This is a genomic window from Pseudomonas floridensis, from assembly GCF_002087235.1.
Classification (GTDB): Bacteria; Pseudomonadota; Gammaproteobacteria; order Pseudomonadales; family Pseudomonadaceae; genus Aquipseudomonas; species Aquipseudomonas floridensis.
Map to the genome: position 1 here is coordinate 31,431 of NZ_MUIO01000011.1, position 14,484 is coordinate 45,914.

General features: G+C 58.9%; 14 protein-coding genes and 1 tRNA gene. 7 read left to right on the plus strand and 8 right to left on the minus strand.

Annotation, left to right across the window (positions count from 1 at the left end; all coding sequences use genetic code 11):
• Window positions 1-9 precede the first annotated feature (9 nt).
• Both BZK31_RS03640 and BZK31_RS03645 read right to left on the minus strand, forming a co-directional pair.
• Window positions 10-1,449 carry a serralysin family metalloprotease gene (locus BZK31_RS03640; protein WP_083181328.1) on the minus strand — a complete coding sequence of 480 codons (1,440 nt, stop codon included), beginning with the start codon at window positions 1,447-1,449 and terminating at the stop codon, window positions 10-12.
• 476 nt (window positions 1,450-1,925) lie between these two features.
• Window positions 1,926-2,597: a Bax inhibitor-1/YccA family protein gene (locus BZK31_RS03645; RefSeq protein WP_083181329.1), complete on the minus strand. Its 672-nt coding sequence runs from the start codon at window positions 2,595-2,597 to the stop codon at window positions 1,926-1,928.
• Between the two features lie 121 nt (window positions 2,598-2,718).
• Here BZK31_RS03645 and BZK31_RS03650 point away from each other — a divergent pair.
• From BZK31_RS03650 to BZK31_RS03680, 7 genes are all read left to right on the plus strand, one after another.
• Window positions 2,719-2,806: transfer RNA gene (locus tag BZK31_RS03650), tRNA-Ser, on the plus strand.
• Window positions 2,807-3,014: 208 nt separating this feature from the next.
• Window positions 3,015-3,407, plus strand: coding sequence for a sulfurtransferase complex subunit TusD (gene tusD / locus BZK31_RS03655; RefSeq protein ID WP_083181331.1), 393 nt, complete (start codon window positions 3,015-3,017; stop codon window positions 3,405-3,407).
• A 1-nt stretch (window position 3,408) separates the two neighbouring features.
• The gene (tusC, locus tag BZK31_RS03660; RefSeq protein ID WP_083181332.1) at window positions 3,409-3,771 is read left to right on the plus strand and encodes a sulfurtransferase complex subunit TusC; all 363 of its coding nucleotides are present in this window, start codon (window positions 3,409-3,411) and stop codon (window positions 3,769-3,771) included.
• Entirely contained in the window at window positions 3,771-4,067 is a 297-nt protein-coding gene (gene tusB, locus BZK31_RS03665; RefSeq protein WP_083181334.1) for a sulfurtransferase complex subunit TusB, read from the plus strand. Before tusC ends, tusB begins: the two co-directional genes overlap by 1 nt.
• Complete coding sequence (locus tag BZK31_RS03670) at window positions 4,064-4,399, plus strand: TusE/DsrC/DsvC family sulfur relay protein (RefSeq protein WP_083181335.1); 336 nt, start codon at window positions 4,064-4,066, stop codon at window positions 4,397-4,399. The genes tusB and BZK31_RS03670 overlap by 4 nt, the downstream gene beginning before the upstream one ends.
• Window positions 4,396-5,397, plus strand: a complete 1,002-nt coding sequence (locus BZK31_RS03675; protein WP_083181336.1) for a glycosyl transferase family protein — start codon at window positions 4,396-4,398, stop codon at window positions 5,395-5,397. The genes BZK31_RS03670 and BZK31_RS03675 overlap by 4 nt, the downstream gene beginning before the upstream one ends.
• A 107-nt stretch (window positions 5,398-5,504) precedes the next feature.
• A complete protein-coding gene (locus BZK31_RS03680) occupies window positions 5,505-6,503 on the plus strand; it encodes a glutathione S-transferase family protein (RefSeq protein ID WP_083181338.1) in 999 nt (332 codons plus the stop codon).
• A 45-nt stretch (window positions 6,504-6,548) separates the two neighbouring features.
• Here BZK31_RS03680 and cysG read toward each other — a convergent pair whose 3' ends face one another.
• The 6 genes from cysG to ftsK form a co-directional block, all read right to left on the minus strand.
• Entirely contained in the window at window positions 6,549-7,943 is a 1,395-nt protein-coding gene (cysG, locus tag BZK31_RS03685; protein ID WP_083181340.1) for a siroheme synthase CysG, read from the minus strand.
• Entirely contained in the window at window positions 7,943-9,223 is a 1,281-nt protein-coding gene (gene serS, locus BZK31_RS03690; RefSeq protein ID WP_083181341.1) for a serine--tRNA ligase, read from the minus strand. Before serS ends, cysG begins: the two co-directional genes overlap by 1 nt.
• 16 nt (window positions 9,224-9,239) lie before the next feature.
• Complete coding sequence (gene crcB, locus BZK31_RS03695; RefSeq protein WP_083181343.1) at window positions 9,240-9,614, minus strand: fluoride efflux transporter CrcB; 375 nt, start codon at window positions 9,612-9,614, stop codon at window positions 9,240-9,242.
• On the minus strand, window positions 9,614-10,936 hold the full coding sequence (locus tag BZK31_RS03700; RefSeq protein WP_083181344.1) for a replication-associated recombination protein A: 1,323 nt from the start codon (window positions 10,934-10,936) through the stop codon (window positions 9,614-9,616). Before BZK31_RS03700 ends, crcB begins: the two co-directional genes overlap by 1 nt.
• A 19-nt stretch (window positions 10,937-10,955) precedes the next feature.
• Entirely contained in the window at window positions 10,956-11,579 is a 624-nt protein-coding gene (gene lolA / locus BZK31_RS03705) for an outer membrane lipoprotein periplasmic chaperone LolA (RefSeq protein ID WP_083181346.1), read from the minus strand.
• A 75-nt stretch (window positions 11,580-11,654) separates the two neighbouring features.
• Window positions 11,655-14,057, minus strand: coding sequence for a DNA translocase FtsK (gene ftsK / locus BZK31_RS03710; protein WP_083181347.1), 2,403 nt, complete (start codon window positions 14,055-14,057; stop codon window positions 11,655-11,657).
• Window positions 14,058-14,484 lie beyond the last annotated feature (427 nt).

A 14,484-nucleotide genomic window follows, 5' to 3' on the forward strand; every position in this document is an offset into this window, starting at 1 on the left:
TGCTACGGGTTAAACCACGATATCCGTGGCGAGTGCCTGGCCAACGGTACCCACCAGGAAGTCAGCCACGCCTTGACCGGTGAAGTCGATGGCAAGGCTGCCCAGGTTGGTGCTCTGGCTATAGTTCAGGATCGCTTCGCCGGCATGACCGCTGAAGGCGTTGACGAACTGCAGCGAAGTCAGCGCCGAGATGGCCGACACGTCGATCTTGTCCTGACCTTTGGTAAAGTCACGGATCGTGTCTTGGGCTGCACGGTTGGAGTCGGAGCTGGCACCGAACACGAAAATGTCCGCACCCGCGCCGCCGGTCAGCGAGTCGGCACCGCCGCCACCGTAGATGATGTCGTTGCCGGCACCGCCTTTCAGGTCGTTGGCCGCAGCATTACCTACCAGCAGATCGTTGCCCGAACCACCGATGGCGTTTTCCACCAGCACGCCTTTGGCAATGGAAACGTTACCCACCATGCCACCCACGTCCGAGAACGAAGCCTCGTTGAGGTTGATTTTCTGGTTCTGGGTAAAGCCGGAGAAATCCAGCGTGTCCTTGCCACCACCGTCCCACACCGCGAACACCACCTTGGACGCGGCGGACGTTGCGCTGTAGAAATCACGCCCTGCGGTGGAGTTGAAACCGTACACCGTGTCACCGGCGCGGGTGCTCATGTTCGCACCGTAGAGTTGCTGTATGGCAGCAATGTCATCCACCAGCGGTGCCGATGAATAAACCGGCGTGCCACCTTTGACGAAGTTCTGGTCGGTATTGGACTCACTCCAGTAACTCATGACGCTGTAACCACGCGTGTCTTCCGCGTAGCTGACATCGTTGTAAGTCGGGTTGCCTTCGCCGGCGTTGTAATCGCCAGGGTGAGACAGGCCCAGGGAGTGGCCGATTTCATGGGTCAGAGTCTGACGGCCGTAGTTGCCGTTGTCAGGGGTCAGGTTGACGGTGTACGAGTTGTTGGTCAGGTACCAGGATTGACCGTCATAACGGCTGTTGCCGCTTGGGAGGTAGGCAAATGCCGCACCGCCACTGCTGCCGTCGCTGTAGTTGCCGAAGGTCATGTGCCCGTCGCCGCCGGACGCCGCCTGCGTGAAAGTAACCTTGGCGACGTCTGCCCAGGATTGCATCGACAGCACAGCTTGAGCTTTCTGCTGTGTGTTGAAGGCGCTGAACGTTCCCAGTGAGGTGTCGAACCCGGAAGGTCGGGCTGTCAGGAACGTATAGGTGAGATTGATGGTGCCGTTGCCGTCGCGATCAGCCCATGCAGCGTTGTCGCGCAGGATGTAATCAGCGGCTTGATCGACCGAATACGAAGGTTTGCCATTGATCGTGAGGTTGCCACCGCGATCGTAAGTATGGATGAACGTATCGATCTGGTTGAACGCTGTGCTTCCGGTCGCAGCCAGTTGAATGGCTGAGAGCGCGGCATTTTCTTTCACTTTCGACATGTCACTTCCTTGTCTACAAATGGAACAGCTTGGTGCGACAGCCTCCCTCGGTTAGCGAGAGAGTCCTGTCACTCGCCTTTGAAGCGTAAGCAAACTGACACATTTGGAAATCCTGTGTCTATGCCTCGACGACGAAGAAAATCGGGCAAAGCAGGAAAATGCCTACAGGCATTGGGGAATAACCTGATAATTATTTTAGTGATACCTCACTGCGTCATAAGCGCCTGAATGGCTTGTAACAATCCTGATAAGTATGACCGATCAGTCATGGTTTTTATGACTGTTCAGTCAGCTATTTTTGAGAGAGGTAGTACGTTGATTTGCGATCAGCCTGGCGGGGTGGGCGGGAGACTGTCAGGTGCGGCGATCTGGCCTCTTACCTCACCAATACGCAAACGCCCCGACAAGTCGGGGCGTTTGTTTAACACGTTGCACACCTGATGTTCATTTGATGTTCAGTCAGGGGTGAAGCGTTATCAGTCATCGCGGCTCATGATGCCGAAGATCTGCAACAGGCTGATGAACAGGTTGTAGATCGAAACGTACAGGCTGACGGTTGCCATGATGTAGTTACGCTCGCCACCGTGAATGATCGCGCTGGTCTGAAACAGGATGCAGACCGACGAGAACAGCACGAAACCTGCGCTGATCGCCAGTTGCAGTCCGCTGATCTGGAAGAACAGGCTCGCCAGAACCGCAGCCAGCAGGACGAAGAAACCGGCGGTGATGAAACCACCCAGGAAGCTCATGTCCTTGCGAGTGATCAGTACGTACGCCGACAGACCACCAAACACCAGTGCCGTCATCGCGAATGCGGAGCTGACAACCTCGGCACCGCCCGCCATACCCAGATAACGGTTGAGGATCGGGCCCAGCAGGAATCCCATGAAACCTGTCAGGGCGAATGTGGAGACCAGACCCCAGACCGAGTCACGCAGCTTGTTGGTCAGGAAGAACAGGCCGTAGAAACCGATCAGCACCACGAAGATATTCGGGTAACCGACCCGCATCTGTTGCGCCACGAACGCCATGACACCGCTGAACGCGAGGGTCAGGGCCAGAAGACCATACGTATTGCGCAGGACACGACTAACCTCTAGCTGGTCGGCCTGCATGCCGGTTTTAAGGGCGTAATCCTGTTCGCGCATCGCGAAACTCCTTACTGTTGAAATGTTGAGTTGCAAAGATCATAACAGAGGCGCTGCAACTGGCTAGTCAGAGAGTTTGACAGCTTGTTTCATTACGGTATTATGGCGCCCGCAACGAAGTGGAGGTATGGCCGAGTGGTTTAAGGCAGCAGTCTTGAAAACTGCCGACTGTAACAGGTCCTAGAGTTCGAATCTCTATGCCTCCGCCATATTCAGTAGCGCAAAGCCCTGATCCTTCAGGGCTTTGTCGTTTCTGGGGTTTGGCAGCCATGCGGCTTGGCAGACCCGGCCACAGCAGCGCATCCGCGGGTCCCGCGCTGAATGGCTGCCCTCTTTACGTCATCCCGCAGCGTGCAAACTCACACCCCCGCCCCCGAATTCTTTATCATTGCGCATGTTTTGCCGGCAGAGCCAACCATGAAATTCGCCATATCCCTTTTCTCCGCAGGCCATGCGCCCTCTTCCCGGCGTGCGCTGCTGTTTGCCAAGGCGGTGCTCGCGGGCGGACATGAGATCGTGCGGCTGTTCTTCTATCAGGACGGCGTACACAGTGCTTCGGCCAACGCGGTGACGCCTCAGGACGAACAGGACCTACCCGGTCAGTGGCGCGAATTCATCGTCGAGCATCAGCTTGACGGTGTGGTATGCATCGCTGCCGCCTTGCGCCGCGGGGTACTGAATCAGGAAGAAGCCGAGCGCTATCAACGCCCTTCGGCCAACCTGCTGCAACCGTGGGAACTATCAGGTCTGGGACAACTGCACGATGGTGTGCAATCGGCAGACCGCCTGATCTGTTTCGGGGGACCGTGAAATGCCCAAGTCACTTTTGATCGTCAGCCGCCAGTCACCCTGGTCCGGGCCCGGAGCCCGCGAAGCGCTGGACATCGTGCTGGCGGGCGGCGCATTCGACCTGCCCATCGGCCTGTTGTTTCTCGACGACGGCGTGCTGCAACTGCTGCCGCAGCAGACTGCAGCCGCTCTGCAGCAAAAAGACCTGACCGCCAACCTCAAGGCCCTTCCGATGTTCGGCGTCGAGGACATTTATGCCTGCGCGCGAAGCCTTACTGAACGCGGCGTGCCGAACACTGACCTGGCTGAAGATATCCGGGTACTGTCGGGCAAGGGTGAACTCTCGGCACTCTTCGAACGCTACGACCAGGTGATTACGATCTGATGAGCACTCTGCACGTTCTTTCCCATTCACCTTTCACCGACACCCGGCTTGACAGTTGCCTGCGTCTGCTCGGCCCCCAAGATGGCGTTCTGCTGTGCGGCGACGCCACGTATGCGCTGCTGCCTGACAGCGCGCCCTTGCAGAAACTGCGCGAGGCCGGATTGCAGTCGCTGTTCGTGCTTGAAGAAGATGTCCAGGCGCGCAACCTTAAGCCATCGAGCGGGATCGTCAATGTGGATTACGCAGGCTTCGTCGAGTTGTCGATACGCTTTGACAAAGTGAACACCTGGTTATGAAACAATTGATCGTGGGCGAACGCACACTGGATCTGGACAAGGATGGTTTTCTCAAGGACCTGAATGACTGGTCCATGGATGTGGCCCGTGCACTGGCCGCCGAAGAAGGTCTGAGCCTGACGGCCGAGCATGTCGAGATTCTGGAGGTGCTACGTAAGTTCTATGCCGAGTTTCAGCTGTCGCCTGCGACCCGCCCGCTGATCAAATACACCGCGCTGAAACTGGGTGTCGAAAAAGGCAACAGCCTGCACCTGAATCGCCTGTTCAACGGCACCCCCGCCAAACTTGCCGCCAAGCTGGCGGGCCTGCCCAAGCCGACCAATTGCATATGAACGATTACGCCCCCCTTGTCACCGAAACACCAGCAGAACACCCCTTCGCCCAGTTCGTTCGCATTCTGGGCAAAGGCAAGCGCGGTGCGCGCAACCTGACGCGTGAAGAGGCTCGTGAAGCGATGGGCATGCTGCTCGACGAAAAGGTCGAGGATACCCAGCTTGGCGCCTTCCTGATGCTACTGCGGCATAAGGAAGAAAGCCCGGAAGAGCTCGCAGGCTTCACCGAGGCGGTGCGTAAACGCCTGAACGCTCCGCCGATTCAGGTCGATGTCGACTGGCCGACCTATGCGGGCAAGAAGCGTCACCTGCCGTGGTACCTGCTGGCCGCCAAATGCCTGGCCCAGAACGGAATCAGCATCCTGCTGCATGGCGGCGGCGCGCACACCGCCGGACGTCTGTACACCGAACAATTGCTGAGCGTGCTGAACATCCCGCTGTGCCGCAACTGGTCGTCCGTCGAAGCGGCAATGACAGAACGCAACCTGGCGTTCATTCCGCTCGCCGACTGGGCACCTCAGTTGCAGCGCATGATCGACCTGCGCAACACGCTGGGGCTGCGCTCACCGATCCATTCACTGGCGCGGATTCTCAACCCGCTGCAAGCGCGGTGCGGGCTGCAGAGCATCTTCCACCCCGGCTACCAGAGCGTGCATCGTGATGCCAGCAGTCTGCTGGGTGACAATGCAATCGTCGTCAAAGGCGACGGCGGCGAGATTGAAATCAACCCGGACACCCTCAGCCACCTGTACGGCACCACTGACGGACAACCGTGGGATGAAGAATGGCCTGCTCTGTCACCGCGTCGCCATGTCAAACCGGCCTCTCTCGACCCACACCACCTGGTGGCCTTGTGGCGGGGTGAAGTCGAAGACAGTTACCCCCAACTCGCATTGATCTCGACCATGGCGCTCGCGTTGCGCGGCCTCGGTGTCGCGCGCGAAGAGGCGTTTGCCCAAGCGCAAATCTTTTGGGAGCGACGTCAGAAGGATCTTTAAAGCATCGGCTCATTCGATGGTTATCGGTCACAATTTGCGCTTTTTGGTCGAACCGATGCCTCTAGACTGGTCTCCAAGCTCTACATAATCAGAGACGGGAGTCAGACATGGGCCTTCTGGTCGAAGGACGCTGGCATGACCAGTGGTACGAAAGCAGCAAAGACGGCGCGTTCCAGCGCGAAAATGCCCAGCGTCGCAACTGGGTAACCGCCGACGGCAGCCCCGGGCCTTCAGGCGAAGGTGGATTCGCCGCCGAAGCGGGTCGGTACCATTTGTACGTTTCGCTGGCCTGCCCGTGGGCGCATCGCACGTTGATCCTGCGCAAGCTCAAAGGGTTGGAGGGTCTGATCGATGTGTCGGTCGTCAGTTGGCTGATGCTGGAGAACGGCTGGACCTTCGATCAGCAGAAAGGCTCCAGTGGCGATGCGCTCGACGACCTGAGCTTTCTGCATCAGCGCTACACCGCTGACGACCCCACGTATTCAGGGCGCGTCACCGTGCCGGTGCTCTGGGACAAGCAGCAGCAACGCATTGTGAGTAACGAATCGGCGGAAATCATCCGCATGTTCAACACAGCGTTCGACGAGCTGACCGGCAACCGGCTGGACTTCTATCCGTCAGCGCTGCAGGCGACGATTGACGAACTCAACGAGCGAATCTATCCCAAGGTCAACAACGGCGTATATCGCGCAGGCTTTGCAACGTCGCAGAGCGCTTACGAAGAAGCCTTCGATGACGTATTTGCCGAACTGGACGAGCTGGAAAACCTGTTGGGTGAAAAGCGTTATCTCGCTGGCGAGCACCTGACTGAAGCCGATGTGCGCCTGTTCACGACCATCGTGCGCTTTGACGCCGTCTATTACAGTCACTTCAAATGCAACCTGCGGCGGATCGCGGATTACCCCAACCTGAGCAATTGGCTACGCGAGCTGTACCAATGGCCGGGTATTGGTGAAACCGTGAATGTCGAACACATCAAGGGGCATTATTACGCAAGCCATCGCACCATCAACCCGACCGGAATCATTCCCAAAGGGCCTGCGCTGAATCTTGAGGCAAGCCACGATCGTGAACGGTTGTCCGGCATGAACGTCTGGAAGAAGTAGACAGGCGAAGCTGGATAGCCCGAGCGGGCTATCCAGCGGCCGGCATCAGACAGTTGCCTGATTGCCTTCGAACCAGGCCAACTTCTCTCGCAGCTTGACCACCTCACCAATGATCACCAACGTCGGGGCGTGTACTTCATGCTCCGCCACCAGTTGCGGCAGGTTGGCCAACGTGCCGGTGAATACCCGCTGGTTGGTCGTGGTGCCCTGCTGGACCAGCGCCGCCGGCGTATCCGCCGAACGACCGTGACGGATCAACTCTTCACAGATGACCGGCAGACCAATCAGGCCCATGTAGAACACCAGCGTCTGCGCCGGAGCGACCAGATCCGACCACGGCAGGTCGGTGGTGCCATCCTTTAGGTGGCCGGTGATGAAACGCACCGATTGCGCATGATCGCGATGCGTCAGCGGGATGCCCGCATACGCGGCGCAACCACTGGCAGCAGTAATGCCCGGCACTACCTGAAACGGAATGCCATGAGCAGCCAGTTCCTCGATTTCCTCGCCACCCCGGCCGAAGATGAATGGGTCGCCACCTTTCAGGCGCACAACGCGCTTGCCCTGCTTCGCCAGATCCACCAACTGCTTGTTGATCTGATCCTGAGGGACGGCATGTTCCGAGCGACGCTTGCCGACGTAGACACGTTCGGCATCGCGGCGGCAAAGGTCGAGGATCGTGGGTGCCACCAGCCGGTCGTACAGCACCACGTCGGCCTGTTGCATGAGGCGCAACGCCTTGAATGTCAGCAGATCGGGATCGCCAGGACCAGCACCCACCAGATAGACCTCACCGGTTTCCGCTGGCGGTTCGCCTGCGATCTTGGCGATCAGCAAGCGCTCCGCTTCAGCGCCCTGCCCGGCAAGTTGGCGGTCGGCAATGGCGCCCTGGAAAACATCTTCCCAGAAAGCCCGGCGCTGCTGCACGTTTGGAAACAGGCCTTTGACCTGATGACGAAAGCGTGCGGCCAGCCCGGCAAGCTGCCCGTAAGTCGACGGAATCCAGGTTTCCAGCTTCGCCCGGATCAGACGCGCCAGCACCGGCGCATCGCCGCCACTGGACACGGCAATCACCAACGGCGAGCGGTCGACGATGGCCGGGAAGATGACCGTACACAGTGCAGGAGCATCCACCACGTTGACCGGCACACAACGCAGCCGGGCATCGTGGGACACCTGAGCGTTGAGCGGCTCGTCGTCGGTGGCGGCAATGATCAGCACGCAACCGTCCAGATCATTCTCGTGGTAGCCGCGCAGAATCAGCTCGCCGCTGCTCTGAACCACCAGGTCACGCAACTGGCTCTCGATTTCCGGAGCGACGACCCTGATGACGGCCCCGGCTTCAGCGATCAGCCGTGATTTGCGCAGGGCAATTTCACCGCCGCCGACCACCAGCACCCGGCTGCCACGCAGGTTATGGAACAGCGGCAGAAATTCCATTAACCGATGACCTCGAGTCCGCCCATGTAGGGCTTGAGCACGTCGGGCACATGGATCGAGCCATCTGCCTGCTGGTAGTTTTCAAGCACCGCAACCAGAGTACGTCCTACTGCCAGCCCGGAACCGTTCAAGGTATGCACCAGTTCCGGCTTGCCGGTTTCCGGGTTGCGCCAGCGAGCCTGCATGCGACGCGCCTGGAAGTCTCCGCAATTGGAGCATGAGGAAATTTCGCGGTACTTGTCCTGGCTCGGAATCCAGACTTCAAGATCGTAGGTCTTCACCGCACTGAAGCCCATGTCACCGGTGCACAGCGCCAGCTTGCGATACGGCAGTTCCAGCAGTTGCAGAACGCGTTCGGCGTTGCCGGTCAGCGACTCGAGCGCTGCCATGGACTCGTCCGGCGAGACGATCTGGACCATTTCGACCTTGTCGAACTGGTGCTGACGAATCATGCCGCGTGTATCACGACCCGACGCACCAGCCTCGCTACGGAAGCACGGCGTGTGAGCGACGAACTTCAATGGCAACTGTTTGGGATCGAGAATCTCACCCGACACGATATTGGTCAGCGAAACCTCGGCAGTCGGGATCAGGTACAAGTCCGCTTCGCCTTCGCGGGCGATCTTGAACAGGTCTTCTTCGAACTTCGGCAACTGGCCAGTGCCCTGCAAAGCGGGCGCCTGAACCAGATAAGGCGTGTAAGCCTCTTCATAGCCGTGCTCGTTGATGTGCAGGTTGATCATGAATTGTGCCAGTGCGCGATGCAGACGAGCGATCGGCCCGCGCAACAGGGCAAAACGTGCACCGGAGAGCTTGGCGGCGGTTTCAAAGTCCAGCCAGCCGTATTGCTCGCCCAGCGCGACATGATCCTTGACCTCGAAATCGAAACGGGTCGGCGTGCCCCACTCGCTGACGACGACATTGCCTTCTTCATCAGCGCCAACCGGTACGGATTCGTGCGGCAGGTTCGGGATGTTCAGCACCAGCGCATCCAGTTCTGCCTGAATGCCGTCCAGCTCGACCTTGCCTTCACTCAGCTCGGTGCCCATGCGCTCGACATCCGCCATCAACGGCGCAATGTCTTCACCGCGCTGCTTGGCTTGACCTATGGACTTGGAACGGGCATTACGCTCGGCCTGCAACTGTTCGGTGCGGGTCTGCACAACCTTGCGCTGGGCTTCCAGCGCTTCAATACGGGCCACGTCCAGTGTAAAGCCACGGGAAGCCAGGCGATCCGCTACGTCCTGAAGTTGAGTACGTAACAGTTTGGAATCGAGCATATCGTTCTCTCGTCTATCAAAGTCTGGTCAGGGACAGGCCAACCCAGGTTGCGAGCAGCCCGCCGAACACGCTGATACCGGCATAGCCCAGGGCCAGCGGCAGTTGCCCGCTTTCCAGCAGGCGCAACGTGTCCAGTGAAAAGGAAGAAAAGGTCGTCAGACCTCCAACAAAGCCGACGATCAGGCCGGCACGAATTTCGATTGGCACTTCAGGGCGCAGCAGAAACAGGCCATACAGCACGCCGATGATCAGGCAACCGACGATGTTCACGGCCAAAGTCGCAGTGTAGAAATAACGCGGCCAGTTGGCGCTGATCCATGTCCCTGTCGCAAAGCGCAATAATGTACCAGCGATACCGGCAATCGACACCGCAAGAATGGTCTGAATCACTACTTTCTCCGCTTGCGAGGGCTGGCCTGGTCAAGGGCACTGAGGTGCCTGAGCTTTTCACCGATCTTCAATTCCAGGCCGCGAGGCACTGGCTGGTAATACTGCCGGGGCTCGAGGTCGTCAGGAAAGTAGTCCTCACCTGCTGCATAGGCGTCCGGCTCGTCGTGGGCATAACGGTATTCTTCGCCGTAGCCGAGCTGCTTCATAAGCTTGGTCGGCGCATTTCGCAGATGCAGCGGAACCTCGAGCGAACCGTGCTCGGAGGCTTCGCGCATGGCGCTCTTGAACGCCATGTACACCGCGTTGCTCTTCGGCGCGCAGGCCAGATAGACGATCGCCTGCGCAACCGCCAGCTCGCCCTCCGGACTGCCCAGCCGCTCCTGCACATCCCATGCGGACATGCACAGCGGCAAGGCGCGAGGGTCGGCATTGCCGATGTCCTCACTGGCCATGCGCACGACACGACGCGCCAGATACAGAGGGTCGCATCCACCGTCGATCATGCGTGCGAACCAGTACAACGCCGCATCCGGATTGGAGCCGCGAATCGACTTGTGCAGCGCCGATATCTGGTCATAAAACGCTTCGCCGCCCTTGTCGAAGCGACGTCGGCTGTCGCCGAGCAGGCTCTGGAGCAGTTCAGTGCCGATCACACTGCCATCTTCGGCAAGATCGGAGGCATTCTCGAGCAGGTTGAGCATGCGTCGACCATCGCCGTCGGCGGCGGCCATGAGAATAGTGAACCCTTCGTCATCCAGCGTCAGATTGCGCTGCCCAAGGCCGCGATCTTCAGTCAGGGCACGATGAACCAGCTTGCGCAATGCCGTCTCGTCCAGACTCTTGAGCACATAGACCCGGGCTCGCGACAGCAATGCATTATTGAGTTCGAACGAGGGGTTTTCGGTGGTCGCACCGATGAAGATCAGGGTGCCGTCTTCGACATAGGGCAGAAACGCATCCTGTTGCGACTTGTTGAAACGGTGCACCTCGTCGACGAACAGAATGGTCCTGCGGCCGTACTGCCCGGCCTGCTGTTTTGCCACCTCGACAGCCTGACGAATCTCTTTTACCCCGGCCAATACCGCCGACACCGTCTCGAAGTGTGCATCGGAGACCTTGGCCAGCAGCCTGGCGAGCGTGGTCTTGCCCACGCCGGGCGGGCCCCAGAAAATCATGGAGTGCAGCGCGCCCTGCTCCAGCGCCTCGCGCAACGGCTTGCCGTGAGCGAGCACGTGTTCCTGACCGACATACTCGTCCAGATTGGTCGCACGCAAGCGGGCGGCCAGTGGTTGAGCGATGGGTTCGCGGCTAAACAGGTCCATGGTCAGGAATCAGGCCTTCTTACTCTTGAATGACATCAGCACCCTTGGGTATCTGGAACTGAAATTTGCTGGCGGGGATCGATTCGTTGGCCTTGACGCCCGTGAACAGAATGTTGGTGCGCTGTCCGACGCTGTCGATCAACTGCATGTCGTTGATGATGCCGTTACGGAACGACAGGCGCAGGCTGTCGAACAACGTGTCCTTGGTCTTTGGCTTGAGCACGAAGTCGATCACGCCGCCCGCCTCCTTGGCAGTGATGTCGAAGCTTTCGCTGATTTTGGACACGTCACCGGACAGCAGCAGCGCCGGGGTCTGGGTCAGACGCTGATCGAGGGTCTTGATGGTGACCTGCTCAAGGTCCGGGTCCCAGAGGGATACTTTTTTACCGTCGGACACCATCAGTTGTTCCTGGGGCGCGTCAGTGTGCCAATTGAACAGACCTGGACGCTGCAGCGCCATTTCACCCGAGGTTTCCTGCAATTGTGTGCCACTGCCGTCCAGCGTCAGCTGGGAGAAGCGCGCCGTCAGAGTGCGGGAGTTTTCCAGCAACTGGGTCAGGCGTGTCACGTCCTTGCTGTCTGCATGAGCGGGAATCACGGAGAAGGTAAGTACGGTTGCCAACAGCATGCGGATAAGACGCATGGAATTCCTCTTGCAGTCATTGGATGTAGCGACAGCGAGCATGACCCGCTGTCGACGCAGTATTACGCTTCGCGATCAGTCACGCATCGGGCCTGGTGCGATGACCTCGCGAGAGCCGTTGGTGTTCATGGCGGTCACGACACCGGCCATTTCCATCGCCTCGATCATACGTGCAGCCCGGTTGTAGCCGATCTTGAGTTTACGTTGTACGGCGGAAATCGACGCGCGGCGGCTCTCGAGAACGAACTTGACCGCTTCGTCGTAGAGCGCATCGCTTTCGCTGTCTTCACCGCCTTCGCCACCGCCGCCATCGAAGCCGCTGCCGGCTTCTTCGACGCCCGCCAGAATGTCGTCGTTGTAATCCGGAGTGCCGCGCAATTTCCAGGCTTCCACCACGCGGTGGACCTCTTCGTCGGAGACGAACGCGCCGTGTACCCGGATCGGCAAACTGGTGCCCGGCGGCATATAGAGCATGTCACCGTGACCCAGCAATTGTTCGGCACCACCCTGGTCGATGATGGTACGTGAATCGATCTTGCTCGATACCTGAAATGCCATACGCGTCGGGATGTTGGCCTTGATCAGACCGGTGATCACATCCACCGACGGCCGCTGGGTCGCGAGAATCAGGTGGATACCCGCAGCACGGGCCTTCTGGGCGATACGCGCAATAAGCTCTTCGACCTTCTTGCCGACAATCATCATCATGTCAGCAAATTCGTCCACCACCACCACGATGGTTGGCAGCTTGGTCAGCAGCGGCGCTTCGTCATGAATGCTTTCGCGCTTGTACAAAGGATCCGCCAGCGGCTCGCCAGCATCCTGCGCATCCTTGACCTTCTGATTGAAGCCCGACAGGTTACGCACACCCATCTTGGCCATCAGCTTGTAGCGGCGCTCCATTTCGGCCACGCTCCAGCGCAATGCGTTGGCCGCGTCCTTCATGTCGGTCACCACCGGGCACAGCAGGTGCGGGATGCCTTCGTAGATCGACAGCTCAAGCATTTTCGGGTCGATCATGATCAGCTTGGCGTCATCAGGCCCGGACTTGAACAGAATCGACAGAATCATCGCGTTCACGCCCACCGATTTACCGGAACCGGTGGTACCGGCCACCAGCAGGTGCGGCATCTTGGCCAGATCGGTGATGACCGGCTTGCCACCGATGTCATGGCCGAGCGCCAGGGTCACAGGCGACTTGGCATTGTCGTACTCGGGCGTCGACAAGACCTCGGAGAAGCGCACGATCTGGCGGTCCTCGTTGGGAATTTCGATACCTACGGTGGTCTTGCCGGGAATAACTTCAACCACGCGCACGCTGGTCACGGCCAGCGAACGCGCCAGGTCTTTCGCAAGATTGGAGATACGGCTGACTTTAACGCCGGCAGCCGGCTGGATCTCGTAACGGGTAATGACCGGGCCGGGGTGAATGGAGTCCACCGACACCTCGACGCCGAACTCCTTGAGCTTGATCTCCAGCAGATGCCCGACCGCCGCCAGGGATTCCGGCGAATAGTTGAGCTGCTTCTTTTCCGCCGGATCGAGAATCGAGATCGGCGGCAAGGTGCCCTCCACCGCGCTGTCGACGAACAGTGGTGCCTGCTTTTCCTTCTGCACACGCTTGCTCGGTTCCGGCGGACGGGACGGCGCAGGAGCAATGACCGCAGGCACGTGTTTTTCGCGCTCGGTCATGTGTTTGCTGAGGGATACCTCGCGCTCGATTATACGCTCGCGGGCCTTGGCCTGTTCGCGGCGATCGGAGGCAACCGGGGCTACGACGTCGTTGACCTGCATGTCGACTTCACGCAACTGCGCGACCATCTGCTTGCGTTCGGCACGCGCCGTCCACCAGCGGTTGGCTGCGCCCTGGAAAAGCTCGAACAGGTCCAGCGTAATCTTGCCGGTCACATCCATGACTTTGAACCAGGACAGGTCGGTGAATACGGTGAGACCGAACAGGAACAAGGCAATGAACAGCAAGGTGCTGCCCTGAATGTTCAGGGCTCTCTTGGCCAGATCACCCAGCACTTCGCCCAGCACGCCACCGGCGGAACCCGGAAAGCCTGCCGCGAAATGAAAATGGATGTGCGCCAGTGCAGCACCCGCCAACACCAGAAACACCAGACCGATCAGGCGCCAGGAGAATAGCCAGCCGCTCCACTGCCACGGTTCGTGACGATGACGGAAGACCTGCCAGGCCTTGATGGCCAGCAGCAACGGAAAGATATAGGCGAAATAGCCCAGGACCATGAACAGGATATCTGCGCAGAAGGCGCCGGCACGACCGGCAGCATTCTGTACCTGCGCAGCACTGCTGGTATGGCTCCAGCCAGGGTCGCTCTGGTCGTAGGTCAACAATGCCATCATCAGGTACAGGCACAGTGCACCGAAGGCGATCAAAGCGCCTTCCTTGAGCCGATAATGCAATTGCTGCCGCCAAAGCGGGACAGCGCTGGGTGCTGGTGTGGATTTCTTCAAAACGCTTTATTTCCTGCGCTGGAGCGCGAACATCTCGTTGATTGACTATGAACGACTGTCACCGGCACCGGCTGGACCCTGATGGAAAAGGCCAGCAGCCATCTGAAACGCCTGATCGAGAGCCGTTTGAATGATAATGCGCAAAGTCGCCATTGTACGGCCTTAAGGCGTTCAAGGTCTGTACGAAAACGCGCTGAACCGATTTCATGCCAGATAAAACCCTGCGTAAAGGCCGCTGATGTTCAAACATTGCTGACAACGTTCAATTTGAGCATGCATTTTCTTTGCTGACAAAGGCTTATGACAGGTTTCTCTCAACAACCCGCAGCCATGGCTCGATAACCAGACCGTCCCTGCGCACGATCTACCGCACAGGGCAGGTACACGCCATAATGACGACCGCTTGTGACCGCGTTTGCCGCACGGA